Below are 16,152 nucleotides of genomic sequence, written 5' to 3'. Positions count from 1 at the left end.
GCAGCCTTCGGCAGCTCCTACAGGAAAATGCACATCCCTGCGTAGGAGCTGCCGAAGGCTGCGATCTTTTGATCTTAATGTCACCACATATCCATAAGCTGCCTGCTAAGGTTGGCAAGCCCGTCTTCGCAACGGATAATGCCCAGTTTTTCCACCCGCGCATCGATGCGCCGCCGCGCTTGCGGTCGAAAGAGAAGACCATGAAAGACACCATTCGCCAGCTGATCCAACAAGCCCTCACCCAACTCGTCAACGAAGGTGTGTTGCCTGAAGGCCTGTCGCCGGCGATTCAGGTGGAGAACGCTCGTGACAAGACCCACGGCGACTTCGCCAGCAACATCGCGATGATGCTGGCCAAGCCTGCGGGCATGAAGCCGCGCGATCTGGCGGAAAAAATCATCGCCGCGCTGCCAGCTGACGAAAACGTCACCAAGGCTGAAATTGCCGGCCCGGGCTTCATCAATTTTTTCCAGAACACCCAGGCTTTGGGCAATCGCCTCGAAGCCGCTTTGGCCGACGAGCACCTTGGCGTGCGCAAGGCTGGCCCTGTGCAGCGTACCGTGATCGACCTGTCGGCACCGAACCTGGCCAAAGAGATGCACGTCGGCCACTTGCGCTCGACCATCATCGGCGACGGTGTAGCGCGAGTTCTTGAATTCCTCGGCGATGAAGTGATCCGTCAGAACCACGTTGGCGACTGGGGCACCCAGTTCGGCATGCTGATGGCCTATTTGCAGGAAAACCCGATCACCAGCGACGAGCTGTCTGACCTGGAAAACTTCTACCGCGCCGCCAAACAGCGTTTCGATGAATCCGAAGAGTTCGCCGACCGCGCCCGCGGCCTGGTGGTCAAGCTGCAGGCTGGCGATGCCGAGTGCCTGGGGCTGTGGACCAAGTTCAAGGACATCTCGCTGTCGCACTGCCAGAAGATCTACGAACTGCTCAACGTAAAACTGACGATGGCCGACGTGATGGGCGAAAGTGCCTACAACGACGACCTGATCAACGTGGTCAACGACCTGAAAGCAGCCGGCATGCTCGTTGAGAGCAACGGCGCGCAGTGCGTGTTCCTCGACGAGTTCAAGAACGCCGACGGCGACCCGCTGCCGGTGATCATCGTCAAGGCTGACGGCGGCTACCTGTACGCCACCACTGATCTGGCGGCCGTGCGCTACCGCAGTGGCACGCTGAAGGCTGATCGCGCGCTGTACTTCGTCGATCAGCGTCAGGCCCTGCACTTCCAGCAAGTGTTCGCCGTGGCGCGCGAGGCCGGTTTCGTCACCCATCCGATGGAGATGGAGCACATGGGCTTCGGCACCATGAATGGCGCGGATGGCCGTCCGTTCAAGACTCGTGATGGCGGTACCGTGAAACTCGTTGATCTGCTGATCGAAGCAGAAGATCGCGCTTTCAAACTGGTACAGGAAAAGAATCCGGACTTGCCAGTCGAAGCGCTGAAAGAAATCGCGAAGGTCGTTGGTATCGACTCGGTTAAGTACGCCGACCTGTCCAAGCATCGCGCCAGCGACTACAGCTTCAACTTCGATTTGATGCTGAATTTCGAAGGCAACACGGCTCCTTACCTGCTTTACGCCTACACCCGTGCTGCCGGCGTTTTCCGCAAGCTGGAAAAGGACTTCAGCGAAGTACAAGGGCAAATCGTCCTTGAAGCCGAACTTGAACAAGAACTAGGCACCAAACTGGCACAATTCGGTGAAGTTCTGAATGGCGTGGCGGAAAAAGGCACCCCGCACATTCTCTGCACCTATCTTTATGATCTGGCCAGTCTGTTCTCCAGTTTCTATGAGAACTGCCCGATCCTGAAAGCCGAAACGCCAGACCAGATGCAAAGCCGTCTGCGCCTGACTGAATTGACACGTCGCACCCTTAAACAAGGCCTGGAGCTGTTGGGCCTGAAAGTCCTGGAGCAAATGTAAGTTGGCTGCCAAGAAAAAACCTGCACCCAAGCGTGGCGCCAGCCGTTATCAAGCTCCTGCGAAGCAACCGATTCCGGGTTGGCTATGGATGGCCATCGGCCTGACGGTCGGCGCGTTCATCGTGTTCCTGATGAAGCTGGAGCCGGGCAAGGGTAGCGACACGGTCAAGCGCGAGAAAATCGAACAAGCGCAACAGCAGAAAGCGTCGAAAATCGCCGAGGCCAACAAGACCCCGCCGAGCCCGACGCAACCGGTGAAGCCGAAGTACGACTTCTACACGCTGCTGCCGGAATCGGAAGTGATCGTGCCGCCGGACGCCGTGCCGGAGAAAACCCTGCCGACGCCGCAAGTGCCGGCCATCCCGACCACACCGGTGACACCAGCAGAAGCGGCGAAGATCGATACAGCGCGGGCGCAGGCCGCGCTGGCCGGGATTACCCCGCCGCCAGCACCACCCGTGAGCAAAGCGGCACCGGTGACCAAGTTCTTCCTCCAGGCCGGTTCGTTCCGCAAGGAAACCGATGCCGACAAGGTGCGCGCGCAGATCATTCTGCTCGGCCAGGCGGTGGCGGTTGAATCCGGCACGGTCAAGGATGAAACCTGGTACCGCGTACTGGTCGGCCCGTTCAGCAACCGTGAACAGCTGACCACTGCCCAGAAACAACTGGCCGGCGCCGGCTTCAGCAACCTGTTGTTACAACAACGCCAAAGCCGCTGATCCACCGATGGTGGGCACCTCTTCCTGAGGTTGCCCACAAATCCCTGTGGTGAGGGGATTTATCCCCGCTGGGTCGCGAAGCGGCCCTAAAACCAGCAATTACGGTGCATCAGGCACCCAGTGGATGCTGGAATAGCGACTGCTTCGCAGCCGAACGGGGATAAATCCCCTCGCCACAGTCATCATTCGCCGTTCGTCCCTCTGCGCCCTCTGCGGTTGAAATCCTCTCCAGCACCCCCATATGAATGGGCATAAGGCACTTTCGCCCAGCTGTGTGGAGACTCTTCCCTTGACCACCATCGTTTCAGTCCGCCGCCACGGTAAAGTCGTCATGGGCGGCGACGGCCAGGTTTCTCTCGGCAACACCGTGATGAAAGGCAACGCGAAAAAAGTCCGTCGCCTGTACCACGGCCAGGTCATCGCCGGTTTCGCCGGTGCCACTGCCGACGCCTTTACCCTCTTCGAACGTTTCGAAGGCCAGCTTGAGAAACATCAGGGCCACCTGATCCGTGCCGCCGTCGAACTCGCCAAAGAATGGCGCACCGACCGTTCCCTGAGCCGACTCGAAGCCATGCTCGCGGTCGCCAACAAAGACGCGTCCCTGATCATTACCGGTAACGGTGACGTGGTCGAACCCGAAAATGGCCTGATTGCCATGGGTTCCGGCGGCGGCTATGCGCAGGCTGCCGCCAGCGCCCTGCTGAAAAAGACTGATCTGTCGGCCCGTGAAATCGTCGAAACCGCTTTGGGTATCGCCGCCGACATCTGTGTATTCACCAACCACACTCAGACCATTGAGGAGCAGGATCTCGCTGAAGAAGCCTGATACGGCCCCTGTGCCACGGCTTTTTTCTGCTTGAGGACCGCCAATTATTATGTCCATGACTCCCCGCGAAATCGTCCACGAACTCAACCGCCACATCATCGGCCAGGACGATGCCAAGCGCGCCGTCGCGATTGCCCTGCGCAACCGCTGGCGCCGCATGCAGCTGCCTGAAGAGCTGCGCGTTGAAGTGACCCCGAAGAACATCCTGATGATCGGCCCGACCGGTGTCGGCAAAACCGAGATCGCCCGTCGTCTGGCTAAACTGGCCAACGCACCGTTCATCAAAGTCGAAGCGACCAAGTTCACCGAAGTCGGCTACGTCGGCCGTGACGTCGAATCGATCATCCGTGATCTGGCTGATGCCGCGATCAAGATGCTCCGTGAGCAGGAAATGACCAAGGTTCGCCACCGCGCCGAAGACGCCGCCGAGGATCGTATCCTCGACGCGCTGCTGCCGCCGGCACGCATGGGCTTCAGCAACGAAGAAGCGCCGAGCAGCGACTCCAATACCCGTCAGCTGTTCCGCAAGCGCCTGCGCGAAGGTCAGCTGGATGACAAGGAAATCGAGATCGAAGTCGCCGAAGTGGCCGGCATCGAGATCGCCACGCCGCCAGGCATGGAAGAAATGACCAACCAGTTGCAGTCCCTGTTCGCCAACATGGGCAAGGGCAAGAAGAAGTCCCGCAAGCTTAAGGTCAAAGAAGCGCTGAAGCTGGTGCGCGACGAAGAAGCCGGGCGTCTGGTCAATGAAGAAGAGCTGAAAGCCAAGGCCCTGGAAGCCGTCGAGCAGCACGGCATCGTGTTCATCGACGAGATCGACAAAGTCGCCAAGCGTGGCAACGTCGGCGGCGCCGATGTCTCCCGTGAAGGCGTACAGCGCGACCTGCTGCCGCTGATCGAAGGCTGCACCGTCAACACCAAACTGGGCATGGTCAAGACTGACCACATCCTGTTCATCGCGTCCGGTGCGTTCCACCTGAGCAAGCCAAGCGATCTGGTGCCGGAGCTGCAAGGTCGCCTGCCGATCCGCGTCGAACTCAAGGCCCTGACCCCGTCGGACTTCGAGCGTATTCTCAGCGAACCGCATGCCTCGCTCACCGAGCAATATTGCGCGCTGCTGAAAACCGAAGGTTTGAACATCGAGTTCCAGCCGGAAGGCATCAAGCGCATCGCCGAGATCGCCTGGCAGGTCAACGAGAAGACCGAGAACATCGGTGCCCGTCGTTTGCACACCTTGCTGGAGCGCCTGCTTGAAGAGGTGTCGTTCAGTGCCGGCGATATGGCCAGCACCCACGATGAGAAGCCGATTCTGATCAACGCCGAATACGTCAACAGCCACCTCGGCGAATTGGCGCAGAACGAAGACCTGTCCCGTTATATCCTGTAGGTCACCTTCCCTGTAGGAGCTGCCGCAGGCTGCGATCTTTTGACTTTGATTTTTAAAAAACAAGATCAAAAGATCGCAGCCTTCGGCAGCTCCTACAGGGTGTTCCATCTAGTCGGATGACCTGCAATGACTACTATTCCTACCGACATCAAACTGCACAAAGCCTCGAAAACCCTGACGCTCACCTACGCGTCCGGCGAGGAGTACACCCTGCCCGCTGAGTTCCTGCGCGTGCACTCCCCCTCCGCCGAGGTCCAGGGCCACGGCAAACCGATCCTGCAATTCGGCAAGCTCAACGTCGGTCTGAGCAAGCTGGAACCGGCCGGTCACTACGCACTGAAACTGACCTTCGACGACGGTCACGACAGCGGCCTGTTCACCTGGGACTATCTCTACGAGCTGGGGCGACGTTATGACGCACTCTGGGCCGATTATCTGGCCGAGCTCAAAGCCGCCGGAAAAACCCGCGATCCGAATGAGTCTGTCGTCAAGCTGATGCTCTAGCCCGAGCCTTGCGCTCATTAGAGGGCATTTTCTAAATTCATCTGTTTGAATGCTCCGCTGTATGGCCGAGGATCGGCCTGCTTGCGAAAAAAATTAAACTCGGGTAACCAATGGAGCTGGCAAGTTCCCTGCAGTGCTCTACGACTGTAAAGCAGCTATGCAGAATTAACGGTCACCCGAGCAGTAGTACCTGGCATTGGCTGTGGAACTGCACAGCAGAAAACCGGGTACTCGTCTCAGGACAATGGAGCGTCGTAGATGAGTAACAAGAATAACGATGACCTGAAGTATCAAGCCTCGGAAAACACCCTGGGGCTTAATCCCGTCGTTGGGCTACGCGGAAAGGATCTGCTGGCCTCTGCTCGTATGGTGCTGAAACAGGCCATCAAACAACCGATCCATAGTGTCAAACACGTCACCCATTTCGGCCTCGAACTGAAGAACGTGTTGTTCGGCAAATCCGAACTGCAACCGGCCGGCGATGACCGTCGCTTCGCCGACCCTGCGTGGAGCCAGAACCCGCTCTACAAACGTTATCTGCAAACTTATCTGGCGTGGCGCAAGGAACTCCACTCTTGGATCGACGACAGCAGCCTGTCACCCAAAGACATCGCGCGCGGCCACTTCGTCATCAACCTGATGACCGAAGCCATGGCCCCGACCAACACCGCCGCCAACCCGGCAGCGGTGAAACGCTTCTTCGAAACCGGCGGCAAAAGCCTGCTCGATGGCCTCTCGCATCTGGCCAAGGATCTGGTACACAACGGCGGCATGCCGAGCCAGGTCAACATGGGCGCGTTCGAGGTCGGCAAGAGCCTGGGCGTGACCGAGGGGGCGGTGGTGTTTCGCAACGACGTGCTGGAGCTGATCCAGTACAAGCCGATCACCGAGCAAGTCCACGAGCGTCCGTTGCTGGTGGTGCCGCCACAGATCAACAAGTTCTACGTATTCGACTTAAGCCCGGACAAGAGCCTGGCGCGCTTCTGCCTGCGCAACAACGTGCAGACGTTCATTGTCAGTTGGCGCAACCCGACCAAGGCACAGCGCGAATGGGGCCTGTCGACGTATATCGATGCGCTGAAAGAGGCGGTCGATGTTGTCACCGCGATCACCGGCAGCAAAGACATCAACATGCTCGGTGCCTGCTCCGGCGGCATCACCTGCACCGCCCTGCTCGGCCACTACGCGGCACTTGGCCAGAAGAAGGTCAATGCCCTGACCCTGCTGGTCAGCGTGCTCGACACGACGCTGGACAGCGACGTCGCGCTGTTTGTCGATGAACAGACCCTTGAGACCGCCAAGCGCCACTCGTATCAGGCCGGCGTGCTGGAAGGCAAAGACATGGCCAAGGTCTTCGCGTGGATGCGCCCCAATGACCTGATCTGGAATTACTGGGTCAACAACTACCTGCTCGGCAACGAGCCGCCGGTGTTCGACATCCTGTTCTGGAACAACGACACCACACGGTTGCCGGCCGCGTTCCACGGCGATCTGATTGAAATGTTCAAAAACAACCCACTGATTCGCCCCAACGCACTGGAAGTGTGCGGCACGCCGATCGACCTCAAACAGGTCACGTCCGACATCTTCTCGCTGGCCGGCACCAACGACCACATCACCCCATGGAAGTCCTGCTACAAGTCGGCGCAGTTGTTTGGTGGCAAGGTCGAATTCGTGCTGTCGAGCAGCGGGCATATACAGAGCATTCTGAACCCGCCGGGCAACCCGAAATCGCGCTACATGACCGGCGAAGAGATGGCCGCCAATGCCGATGACTGGCAAGAGAACTCGACCAAGCACACCGACTCCTGGTGGCTGCACTGGCAGGCATGGCAGGCAGAGCGTTCAGGCGACCTGAAAAAGGCCCCACTGAAACTGGGCAACAAGGCGTATCCGGCCGGTGAAGCCTCGCCGGGCACTTACGTTCACGAGCGGTAACTGACACACCTCGACCCCCCAAATTGTGGGGTGAACCTGTGGCGAGGGGATTTATCCCCGTTGGGCTGCGCAGCAGTCGCAAAATCCTCACACGCGGTTGTTCAGAAATACCGCGTCAGCTGGTTTTGGGGCCGCTTCGCTGCCCAACGGGGATAAATCCCCTAGCCACAAGGCTCACTCCTACACGGAATCGGGTGTACTTAACATTCACAGGGCCTGACGCATGCCGCAACCGTTCATATTCCGTACCGTCGATCTGGATGGTCAAACCATCCGCACCGCGGTACGCCCCGGCAAGCCTCACTTGACGCCCTTGCTGATTTTCAACGGCATCGGCGCCAACCTGGAGCTGGTGTTTCCGTTCGTCGCGGCACTGGACCCGGATCTGGAAGTGATCGCCTTCGACGTCCCCGGTGTCGGCGGCTCCTCGACGCCGAACCGGCCGTATCGCTTTCCCGGCCTGGCCAAGCTGACCTCGCGGATGCTCGATTACCTCGACTACGGCCAGGTCAACGTCATCGGCGTGTCCTGGGGCGGTGCGCTGGCGCAACAGTTCGCTTACGACTACCCCGAGCGCTGCAAGAAACTGGTGCTGGCGGCGACCGCTGCCGGTGCAGTGATGGTGCCGGGCAAACCGAAAGTGCTGTGGATGATGGCCAGTCCACGCCGCTACATCCAGCCGTCCCACGTGATCCGGATCGCGCCGCTGATCTACGGCGGCTCGTTCCGTCGCGACCCGACTCTGGCGGCCAGCCACGCGGCGAAAGTGCGTTCGGCCGGCAAGCTCGGTTACTACTGGCAACTGTTCGCCGGGCTCGGCTGGACCAGCATTCACTGGCTGCACAAGATCCATCAACCCACGCTGGTGCTGGCCGGCGACGACGACCCGCTGATCCCGTTGATCAACATGCGCATGCTCGCCTGGCGCATTCCCAACGCGCAGTTGCACATCATCGATGACGGTCACCTGTTCCTGATCACCCGCGCCGAAGCCGTGGCGCCGATCATCATGAAGTTTCTCCAGGAGGAACGGCAGCGTGCAGTGATGCACCCGCACCCGACCCCGCTGGGCGGCTAAGCGCTGCGGCAGGCTTTATGCAGGGCTTTTGTACAACGTGCGCGGCAGGACGCCGCGCAGGCAGCAACGTGTAACAGCGTCTATGGTGTTCTGGTTCGGTGAGTTTGTTTTTGGCCTGAAGACGAAGGAGTGTTGAGTCATGCGCGACAAACCAGCGACGGGCGTAGTGCCCAGCCCCGCCGTGTTCATCAACGCACAAAGTGCGATTACTGGCCTGCGTGGCCGGGATCTGCTCTCGACCCTGCGCAGCGTCGCCGCTCACGGCCTGCGTAACCCGATTCACAGTGCGAAGCACGCGTTGAAACTCGGCGGCCAGTTGGGTCGTGTATTGCTCGGTGAAACCCTGCACCCGACCAATCCGAACGACAGCCGTTTCGCTGATCCGGCATGGAGCCTCAACCCGTTTTACCGGCGCAGCCTACAGGCTTATCTGGCCTGGCAGAAACAGGTCAAAAGCTGGATCGACGACAGCGACATGAACCCGGACGACCGTGCCCGCGCGCACTTCGCCTTTACCCTGCTCAACGATGCCGTGGCGCCGTCCAACACCCTGCTCAATCCGTTGGCGGTCAAGGAACTGTTCAACTCCGGCGGCCACAGCCTGGTGCGCGGCCTCAGTCATCTGTTCGACGACCTGCTGCACAACGACGGCCTGCCCCGTCAGGTCACCAAGCAGGCTTTCGAGGTCGGCAAAACCGTCGCCACCACAACCGGTTCGGTGGTGTTTCGCAACGAGTTGCTGGAGCTGATCCAGTACAAGCCCATGAGCGAAAAGCAGTACGCCAAGCCGCTGCTGGTGGTGCCGCCGCAAATCAACAAGTACTACATTTTCGATCTCAGCCCGCAGAACAGCTTCGTTCAATACGCGCTGAAGAACGGCTTGCAGACCTTCATGATCAGTTGGCGCAATCCCGATGTGCGCCAACGCGAGTGGGGCCTGTCGACCTACGTCGAGGCGGTCGAAGAGGCGATGAACATCTGCCGCGCGATCACTGGCGCGCGCGAGGTCAACCTGATGGGCGCCTGTGCTGGCGGGCTGACTATCGCTGCGCTGCAAGGCCATTTGCAGGCCAAGCGGCAACTGCGGCGGATCTCCAGCGCGACCTATCTGGTCAGCCTGCTCGACAGCGAGATCGAAACCTCAGCCACGCTGTTTGCCGATGAACAAACCCTTGAAGCCGCCAAGCGCCGCTCTTATCAAAAAGGCGTGCTGGAGGGTCGCGACATGGCCAAGGTTTTCGCCTGGATGCGCCCCAACGATTTGATCTGGAGTTACTTCGTCAACAACTACCTGTTGGGCAAAGAGCCGCCGGCCTTCGACATCCTCTACTGGAACAACGACAACACGCGTCTGCCAGCGGCGTTTCACGGTGACTTGCTGGACTTCTTCAAGCACAACCCGCTGACCCACCCCGGCGGTCTTGAGGTCTGCGGCACGCCGATTGATTTGCAGAAAGTCACCGTCGACAGCTTCAGCGTCGCTGGCATGAACGACCACATCACGCCATGGGATGCGGTGTATCGCTCGACCCTGCTGCTGGGTGGCGAGCGGCGTTTCGTGCTCTCCAACAGCGGCCACGTGCAGAGCATTCTCAACCCGCCGAGCAATCCGAAAGCCGCGTACGTCGACAACGCCAAGATGAGCAGCGACCCGCGCGCCTGGTACTACGACGCCAAACACGTCGATGGGAGTTGGTGGCCGCAGTGGCTGGAATGGATTCAACAGCGCTCCGGTGCCCAGCACGAAACCCAGATGACCCTCGGCAACCCGAACTATCCACCGATGGAGGCAGCACCCGGCACTTACGTGCATGTGCGCTGACGCTTAACCGAACTTTTCTAAGAAGACTGGATGAAAACCCGCGACCGGATTCTCGAATGTGCTTTGCAACTGTTCAACGAAAAGGGCGAGCCGAACGTTTCCACCATGGAGGTGGCCAACGAAATGGGGATCAGCCCCGGCAACCTCTACTACCACTTCCACGGCAAGGAACCGCTGATTCTCGGGTTGTTCGATCGTTTCCAGAATGAACTGGCGCCGCTGCTTGATCCACCGTCGGATGCCGAGTTGGCCCCGGAGGATTACTGGCTGTTCCTGCACCTGATCGTCGAGCGGCTGGCACAGTACCGGTTTCTGTTCCAGGACCTGTCGAACCTGGCTGGACGGTTGCCGAAACTGGCCAAGGGCATTCGCAATCTGCTCAACGCGTTGAAGCGCACGCTGGCTTCATTGCTGGCACGGTTGAAGGCGTCGGGGCAGTTGGTCAGTGACACTCAGGCGTTGGGGCAACTGGTCGAGCAGATCACCATGACGCTGCTGTTTTCGCTGGACTATCAGCGGATTCTCGATCGCGAGGGTGAGGTGAGATTGGTCGTTTACCAGATCATGATGCTGGTGGCGCCGCACCTGCTACCGCCGGTGAAAGTGGCGACCGAGCGGATGGCCCTGCAGTACCTCGAAGATCAAGAATAATCTGAGCCAACCCATACCCTGTAGGAGTGAGCCTGCTCGCGATAGCGATCTGTCAGTCGACACCCTTTTGACGGATAGACAGCTATCGCGAGCAGGCTCACTCCTACAGGGATTCGCAGTGGTTTGAGATTATCTGCACAAACAAAAACGCCCGACCTTCACAGGCCGGGCGTTTTGTTTTGCCCTGAAAAATCAGGACTGACTGGTTGGCGTCGACGGTGTCGATGCTGCAGTCGGGGTGGCCACCGGAGTCGGTGCTGCGGCGGAGTTCGACGCGCTGACCGGAGCTGCCGGAGTGGCAGGTTTGGCAGCAGCAGGCGCTGCCGGTTTTGGCGCAGCGGCTTTCGGCGCGGCCGGTTTTTTCACTGCAGGTTTTTTCGCGGCAGCCGGTTTCGCGGCAGGCTTCGCAGCAGGTTTGGCGGCAGCGGTTTTCGCTGCTGGCTTGGCGGCTGGTTTTGCAGCTGGCTTCGCTGCAGTTTTGGCAGCAGGTTTGGCTGCGGCTTTGGCGGCGACCGGTTTGGCCGCTGCTTTAGCTGCTGGCTTGGCGGCTGCGGTTTTCGCCGCTGGCTTGGCCGCTGCTTTGGCGGCAGGCTTCGCGGCCGCTTTGACCAGTGGCTTGGCCGCAGTTTTGGCTGCTGGTTTAGCCGCAGCCGTTTTGGTTGCAGGCTTGGCCGCTGCGGTTTTCGCCGCGACTGGACGGGCCTTTTCGCCGGTGAGTTTTTCGATCTGCTTGGTCAAGGTTTCCACCTTGCTGTGCAGCGCTTTCACTTCATTGCGGCTCGGTACACCCAGGCGCGAAATCGCGCTGTTCAGGCGCTTGTCGAAAGCCCCTTCCAGCTCGTCCCACTTGCCCAGTGCGCGATCTTTCACGCCGCTGATGCGCGACTTGGCCGAAGAAGCGGAGTCCTTGGCGGCATCGACTTTTTTGCCGACTGCCGACTTGGTGAGCTTCTCGGCTTTCTCGCCGTCTTTGACCAATGTATCGAAGAGCTTGCTGCCGTCAGTGTCGATCTTCGAGTACACGCCTAAACCAGCCAGCCAGATTTTGCGGGAGTAGGATTCGACCTTCCCGACCCACGAGCTGCTTTCTTTATCGGTGTTCTTTTTGCCAGCCATCCCGTTCTCCTTAAGATTTACGCGCGACGCGTTCGAGCAATGCCGTCAGCTCATCGAGCTTAGCAGAGAGTGTCTCAACGTCATGTTTAGACGGAATGCCGATACGATTCAAGGCGCTTGCTACACGGGAGTCGAACGCCTTCTCGACCTTGTCGAGCTGAACTTCGACGCGACCTTTGAACGAGCTGACTTCACTCTTGGCATCATCAATCTCGGCGTTGGCCGCTTCGAGTTTTTCGGTGACGACTTTTTTGCCTTTCTTTTCAACAGTTTGACCAGCCTGGATCAACTCTTGAAAGTACTCGCTACCCTCTTGGCCGACCTTGGCGTAGGCACCCAGGCCTGCCAGCCAGATCTTGCGGGCATAGGATTTGACGTCGCTCAGAGCAGAAGTCGAAGCGTCGATTTTTTTCTTCAAAATAACTTTGGCCATGGTGCACCTCACGCGCAGAAGGTTTGAGGAACTGCCCGCGAAAGTGTCGGGCTCAGGCACAAAGTAGGCAGAAAAATTAGAAACGGCACCCTAACAACTGACATAAACAGCAAGGGCACCACAAAACAAATGTGGGAGCGAGCCTGCTCGCGAAAGCGGTGTATCAGTCAATATTTGAGTCGACTGACGCACCGCTTTCGCGAGCAGGCTCGCTCCCACAGGGGGTATCGGGTTACCGAAAATCGCGATCAGACCAGCGCTTTATCGAGGGCTTTTTCGATTTCGGCTTTGATCATGCCGCTCATGGCCGACATCATCAGGCCCAGGTCGACGTCGACCTTGATCGAATCGTCCGCCACATGCACCGCGCCTTTCACACCCGACCGCTTGAGGTTGAGGGTGTCGCCCGACCACTGCGGCTCCAGACCATATTGCTCGGAGAGTTTCTGCGCCAGCTTGTCAGCCTTCTCGCGGGCAGCTTCCTTGCCCAGGGTGTGGGCGCGCTCAACAGTGATTTTGGCCATTGAATAACTCCTGATGGATGAATAGGTGTCGGTAAATCTTGACCGCCGCTGCGGCAAATCGTCCCGAAGGTTGCCCATCTTACCTTTAGCCATTCCAAGACAAAGCATGGCTTGGGGATTAGAATGTCGCGCATTCTCTTTTGGTGACAGCGATATGACTGATCAGCGCAAAGGCAGCGATGCCGAACCCACCACTCACTTCGGCTTCAAAAACGTTCCGGAAAGCCAGAAAGCGGAAAAAGTCGCTGAGGTTTTCCACTCGGTAGCCGCCAAATACGACCTGATGAACGACCTTCTGTCGGGCGGCATGCACCGTCTGTGGAAGCGTTTCGCGATCGAACTGTCCGGCGTGCGCAGCGGTAACCGCGTGCTGGACATCGCCGGCGGTACTGGCGACCTGACCAAAAAATTCTCGCATCTGGTCGGCCCGACCGGTCAGGTGGTTTTGGCTGACATCAACGAATCGATGCTCAAGGTCGGTCGCGACCGTCTGCTCGATCTGGGTGTTGCCGGCAACGTTGAATTCGTTCAGGCGGACGCCGAAAAACTGCCGTTCCCGGACAACCATTTCGACTGCGTGACCATCGCCTTCGGCCTGCGCAACGTGACGCACAAGGAAGACGCACTGCGCTCGATGCTGCGCGTACTCAAGCCTGGTGGTCGTCTGTTGGTGCTGGAGTTCTCCAAGCCGACCAATGCGCTGATGTCGAAAGCCTACGACGCCTACTCGTTCGCTTTCATGCCGCTGATGGGCAAGCTGATCACCAATGACTCGGAAAGCTATCGCTACCTGGCCGAATCGATCCGCATGCACCCGAATCAGGAAACCCTGAAGTCGATGATGGTCGACGCCGGTTTCGACCGCGTGACCTATCACAACATGACCGCAGGCATCGTTGCCCTGCACCGCGGCATCAAGCCCTGATGCTGCTCACCGGGCTGCTCGCCAGCGTCGAACTCGGCCTCAACCGGGTGCTGCGTCTCGACAGCACGGCGCTGCCGCGGCTCGCGCATTTGACCGGCAAAGTGATTGCCGTCGACTGCCGCAGCCCGGCGCTGCAACTGTTCATCTTGCCGAGCGACGAAGGCTTGATGCTGGCGTCCCACTGGGAAACCGGTGTCGACTGCACCTTGCGCGCCCCGGCTTCGAGCCTGATCAAACTGGCCATGAGCAAAGACAAGACCGCGGTGTTGCACGCCCCGGAAGTCGAGCTCGATGGCGACAGCGGCGTGCTGCTGGATCTGGCCGGCGTGCTGCAGGATCTTGAGCTGGACTGGGAGTACGAACTCTCGCGCTGGCTCGGCCCGGTCGCCACGCAATTGATTGGCGGTCACTTGCGCAGCCGCGCGCGCTGGTATCAACAAGGATTTGCCAGCCTCAACCAGAACCTCGCCGAATACCTCGCTGAAGAATCGCGCACCCTCGTCGGGCAGCGCGAAGCCGAAGCGCGGTTCAGTGAACTGGACCGGATCAAACTTGATCTGGAACGTCTCGAGGCGCGCTTCGAGCGCCTTTCCCGATCCCTCGACCCAAGCGATAACGCATGAAGCTGCTTGCCGTCCGCCGTCTGTTGCGCATCCAGCGCGTCGTGATCCGCTACCGTCTCGATGACCTGCTGTTCGATCTGCCGCTGCCCTGGTTCCTCCTGGCGCTGCGCTATGTGCTGCCGTGGCGCTGGTTCCCGCGCAAGCCGCTGGATCTGAGCCGGGGCGCGCGTTTGCGTCTGGCGTTGCAGGATCTTGGGCCGATTTTCATCAAGTTCGGGCAGATTCTTTCGACCCGCCGTGATTTGCTGCCGGAAGACATCGCCGATGAGCTGATGCGCTTGCAGGATCGCGTGCCGCCGTTCGATTCGCAGCTGTCGATCAAGCTGATCGAAGAACAGCTGGGCAAGAAGATCAGCGACGTGTTCAGCCGTTTCGACGTCGAACCGCTGGCCTCGGCGTCGGTGGCGCAGGTGCATGCCGCGCAGCTGAAAACCGGTGAAGAGGTGGTGGTCAAGGTCATCCGCCCGGGCCTGAAACCGATCATCGCGCAGGATCTGGCGTGGCTGTTCATCCTCGCCCGCGCCGCTGAAAAACTTTCGGCCGACGCGCGTCTGCTGCACCCGGTGGACGTGGTGCAGGATTACGAAAAAACCATTTACGACGAACTCGATCTGCTGCGCGAGGCGGCCAACGCCAGCCAGTTGAAGCGCAATTTCGAAGGTTCGCCGCTGCTTTATGTGCCGCAGGTCTATTGGGACTGGTGCCGGCCGAAAGTACTGGTGATGGAGCGCATCTACGGCATTCAGGTCACCGATCTGGCGACCCTCGCCGACCAGCGCACCGACATGAAAATGCTCGCCGAGCGCGGCGTGGAGATCTTCTTCACCCAGGTGTTCCGCGACAGCTTCTTCCACGCCGACATGCACCCGGGCAACATCTTCGTCAGCACCGTCAACCCGTGGAGCCCGCAGTACATCGCGATCGACTGCGGTATCGTCGGCAGCCTGACCCCGGAAGACCAGGATTATCTGGCGCGCAACCTGTTCGCGTTCTTCAAGCGTGACTACCGCCGCGTGGCGCAATTGCACATCGATTCGGGCTGGGTGCCGGCAGAAACCAAGCTCAACGAGTTCGAAGCGGCCATCCGTACCGTGTGCGAGCCGATCTTCGAAAAACCGTTAAAAGATATTTCATTTGGCCAGGTGCTGATGCGCCTGTTCCAGACCGCACGACGCTTCAACATGGAAGTCCAGCCGCAGCTGGTGCTGCTGCAAAAAACCCTGCTGAACATCGAAGGCCTCGGCCGCCAGTTGTACCCGGATCTGGATCTGTGGAACACCGCGCAGCCGTTCCTCGAACGCTGGATGCGCGAACGCGTCAGCCCGAAAGCCTTGCTCGGCAACGTGCAGAGCCAGTTCGAACAGCTGCCGCACCTGGCCAACATGGCGCGTGACCTGCTCGAACGCATGTCCCAGCCGCATGCCTACGACCCGCCGCCACCGTGGCACAAACGCAAGGACGACTGGTTCCTGCGCCTGCTCGGTTGCGCGCATCTGGCCGGCGGGGTGATCCTCGCCATCGGTGGCCCATTGCACGAATTGGGGCATTGGCCGGCCGGAATCATGGTGGCAGTCGGCTTGTATCTGGTCGTTCGCCGATAGCCAGTTCCGTGATCGGCTGGCACACTGTTTCAACGCCTGAACCCGACTATTGAAGTGTGGGTTCGCTGT

Annotated in this window: 15 protein-coding genes; 12 read left to right on the top strand and 3 right to left on the bottom strand. The window is 59.4% G+C overall.

Translation table 11 applies throughout. The features are described 5' to 3' along the window. Window positions 1-200: 200 nt before the first annotated feature. The 9 genes from argS to JFT91_RS07975 all read left to right on the top strand — a co-directional run bounded on the left by argS (window position 201) and on the right by JFT91_RS07975 (window position 10,861). Complete coding sequence (gene argS, locus JFT91_RS08015; protein ID WP_201232025.1) at window positions 201-1,937, top strand: arginine--tRNA ligase; 1,737 nt, start codon at window positions 201-203, stop codon at window positions 1,935-1,937. A 1-nt stretch (window position 1,938) separates the two neighbouring features. Next, window positions 1,939-2,655 (top strand): SPOR domain-containing protein, encoded by a 717-nt coding sequence (locus JFT91_RS08010; protein WP_201230050.1) that lies wholly within the window; start codon window positions 1,939-1,941, stop codon window positions 2,653-2,655. Between the two features lie 289 nt (window positions 2,656-2,944). Then, window positions 2,945-3,481, top strand: a complete 537-nt coding sequence (hslV, locus tag JFT91_RS08005; RefSeq protein WP_003220875.1) for an ATP-dependent protease subunit HslV — start codon at window positions 2,945-2,947, stop codon at window positions 3,479-3,481. A 49-nt stretch (window positions 3,482-3,530) separates the two neighbouring features. Further along, the gene (gene hslU, locus JFT91_RS08000) at window positions 3,531-4,868 is read left to right on the top strand and encodes an ATP-dependent protease ATPase subunit HslU (protein ID WP_201230048.1); all 1,338 of its coding nucleotides are present in this window, start codon (window positions 3,531-3,533) and stop codon (window positions 4,866-4,868) included. 126 nt (window positions 4,869-4,994) lie between these two features. Next, window positions 4,995-5,372, top strand: a complete 378-nt coding sequence (locus JFT91_RS07995; RefSeq protein WP_007909382.1) for a gamma-butyrobetaine hydroxylase family protein — start codon at window positions 4,995-4,997, stop codon at window positions 5,370-5,372. Window positions 5,373-5,630: 258 nt separating this feature from the next. Next, the gene (gene phaC, locus JFT91_RS07990) at window positions 5,631-7,310 is read left to right on the top strand and encodes a class II poly(R)-hydroxyalkanoic acid synthase (RefSeq protein ID WP_201232024.1); all 1,680 of its coding nucleotides are present in this window, start codon (window positions 5,631-5,633) and stop codon (window positions 7,308-7,310) included. A gap of 223 nt (window positions 7,311-7,533) precedes the next feature. Next, the gene (gene phaZ, locus JFT91_RS07985; RefSeq protein WP_016984597.1) at window positions 7,534-8,388 is read left to right on the top strand and encodes a poly(3-hydroxyalkanoate) depolymerase; all 855 of its coding nucleotides are present in this window, start codon (window positions 7,534-7,536) and stop codon (window positions 8,386-8,388) included. 139 nt (window positions 8,389-8,527) lie between these two features. Continuing rightward, entirely contained in the window at window positions 8,528-10,210 is a 1,683-nt protein-coding gene (phaC, locus tag JFT91_RS07980; RefSeq protein ID WP_201232023.1) for a class II poly(R)-hydroxyalkanoic acid synthase, read from the top strand. 30 nt (window positions 10,211-10,240) lie between these two features. Further along, a complete protein-coding gene (locus JFT91_RS07975) occupies window positions 10,241-10,861 on the top strand; it encodes a TetR/AcrR family transcriptional regulator (RefSeq protein ID WP_201230043.1) in 621 nt (206 codons plus the stop codon). 192 nt (window positions 10,862-11,053) lie between these two features. Here JFT91_RS07975 and JFT91_RS07970 read toward each other — a convergent pair whose 3' ends face one another. From JFT91_RS07970 to JFT91_RS07960, 3 genes are all read right to left on the bottom strand, one after another. Next, the gene (locus JFT91_RS07970) at window positions 11,054-11,977 is read right to left on the bottom strand and encodes a phasin family protein (RefSeq protein ID WP_201232022.1); all 924 of its coding nucleotides are present in this window, start codon (window positions 11,975-11,977) and stop codon (window positions 11,054-11,056) included. A gap of 10 nt (window positions 11,978-11,987) precedes the next feature. Continuing rightward, window positions 11,988-12,410 (bottom strand): phasin family protein, encoded by a 423-nt coding sequence (locus tag JFT91_RS07965; protein ID WP_201230041.1) that lies wholly within the window; start codon window positions 12,408-12,410, stop codon window positions 11,988-11,990. Window positions 12,411-12,658: 248 nt separating this feature from the next. Next, window positions 12,659-12,934 carry a polyhydroxyalkanoic acid system family protein gene (locus JFT91_RS07960; protein WP_201232021.1) on the bottom strand — a complete coding sequence of 92 codons (276 nt, stop codon included), beginning with the start codon at window positions 12,932-12,934 and terminating at the stop codon, window positions 12,659-12,661. A 154-nt stretch (window positions 12,935-13,088) separates the two neighbouring features. Here JFT91_RS07960 and ubiE point away from each other — a divergent pair, with 154 nt between their 5' ends. The 3 genes from ubiE to ubiB are packed head-to-tail and all read left to right on the top strand — an operon-like array spanning window position 13,089 to window position 16,083. Continuing rightward, window positions 13,089-13,859, top strand: coding sequence for a bifunctional demethylmenaquinone methyltransferase/2-methoxy-6-polyprenyl-1,4-benzoquinol methylase UbiE (gene ubiE / locus JFT91_RS07955; protein WP_008080626.1), 771 nt, complete (start codon window positions 13,089-13,091; stop codon window positions 13,857-13,859). After that, window positions 13,859-14,482, top strand: coding sequence for a ubiquinone biosynthesis accessory factor UbiJ (locus JFT91_RS07950; protein WP_201232020.1), 624 nt, complete (start codon window positions 13,859-13,861; stop codon window positions 14,480-14,482). Before ubiE ends, JFT91_RS07950 begins: the two co-directional genes overlap by 1 nt. Next, a complete protein-coding gene (gene ubiB / locus JFT91_RS07945) occupies window positions 14,479-16,083 on the top strand; it encodes a ubiquinone biosynthesis regulatory protein kinase UbiB (protein ID WP_201232019.1) in 1,605 nt (534 codons plus the stop codon). The genes JFT91_RS07950 and ubiB overlap by 4 nt, the downstream gene beginning before the upstream one ends. Window positions 16,084-16,152: the final 69 nt, after the last annotated feature.

Source organism: Pseudomonas sp. TH08, assembly GCF_016651275.1.
Lineage (GTDB): Bacteria > Pseudomonadota > Gammaproteobacteria > Pseudomonadales > Pseudomonadaceae > Aquipseudomonas.
This window is presented reverse-complemented; position numbering and strand designations above follow the sequence as displayed.

Excerpts from the sequence above, each read along its gene's own strand:
- JFT91_RS07970 (WP_201232022.1), bottom strand. The coding sequence starts at position 11,977 with ATGGCTGGCAAAAAGAACACCGATAAAGAAAGCAGCTCGTGGGTCGGG.
- phaC (WP_201232023.1), top strand. The coding sequence starts at position 8,528 with ATGCGCGACAAACCAGCGACGGGCGTAGTGCCCAGCCCCGCCGTGTTC.
- argS (WP_201232025.1), top strand. The coding sequence starts at position 201 with ATGAAAGACACCATTCGCCAGCTGATCCAACAAGCCCTCACCCAACTC.
- phaC (WP_201232024.1), top strand. The coding sequence starts at position 5,631 with ATGAGTAACAAGAATAACGATGACCTGAAGTATCAAGCCTCGGAAAAC.
- phaZ (WP_016984597.1), top strand. The coding sequence starts at position 7,534 with ATGCCGCAACCGTTCATATTCCGTACCGTCGATCTGGATGGTCAAACC.
- JFT91_RS07965 (WP_201230041.1), bottom strand. The coding sequence starts at position 12,410 with ATGGCCAAAGTTATTTTGAAGAAAAAAATCGACGCTTCGACTTCTGCT.
- JFT91_RS07995 (WP_007909382.1), top strand. The coding sequence starts at position 4,995 with ATGACTACTATTCCTACCGACATCAAACTGCACAAAGCCTCGAAAACC.
- JFT91_RS07975 (WP_201230043.1), top strand. The coding sequence starts at position 10,241 with ATGAAAACCCGCGACCGGATTCTCGAATGTGCTTTGCAACTGTTCAAC.
- ubiE (WP_008080626.1), top strand. The coding sequence starts at position 13,089 with ATGACTGATCAGCGCAAAGGCAGCGATGCCGAACCCACCACTCACTTC.
- JFT91_RS07960 (WP_201232021.1), bottom strand. The coding sequence starts at position 12,934 with ATGGCCAAAATCACTGTTGAGCGCGCCCACACCCTGGGCAAGGAAGCT.
- ubiB (WP_201232019.1), top strand. The coding sequence starts at position 14,479 with ATGAAGCTGCTTGCCGTCCGCCGTCTGTTGCGCATCCAGCGCGTCGTG.
- hslU (WP_201230048.1), top strand. The coding sequence starts at position 3,531 with ATGTCCATGACTCCCCGCGAAATCGTCCACGAACTCAACCGCCACATC.
- JFT91_RS07950 (WP_201232020.1), top strand. The coding sequence starts at position 13,859 with ATGCTGCTCACCGGGCTGCTCGCCAGCGTCGAACTCGGCCTCAACCGG.